This window comes from Nocardia sp. JW2, assembly GCF_051843015.1.
Classification (GTDB): Bacteria; Actinomycetota; Actinomycetes; order Mycobacteriales; family Mycobacteriaceae; genus Nocardia; species Nocardia coubleae.
The window spans coordinates 1-244 of the sequence record NZ_JBPXLK010000080.1 but is presented as its reverse complement, the minus strand read 5'-3'; the positions used below and the strand labels follow the sequence as shown (position 1 = coordinate 244).

Here is a 244-nt window from a genome sequence, read left to right as displayed (position 1 = left end):
CTGCCAAGCTATTGCTCGACCCTTATGCCAGGGCCATCACGGCAGGAGTCGATTATCACGGCCCGATTATGGACCACACGCCGGAATCCAACTACGAGCCTGACCTGACCGACGATGCGACGTCGGTCCCGCTCGCCGTCGTCATTGACGATCCCGGCCCGCCTACGCCTATTGCGCGCCGCCACGACATCAGCGAATCGGTCATCTATGAGACCCATGTCAAGGGCTACACCCGCCTTCACCC

Annotated in this window: 1 pseudogene; it reads left to right on the top strand. The window is 61.5% G+C overall.

The annotated features are described in order from the left end of the window. Positions 1-244: pseudogene (locus tag ACSVDM_RS30875) on the top strand (glycogen debranching protein GlgX); the annotation flags it as partial.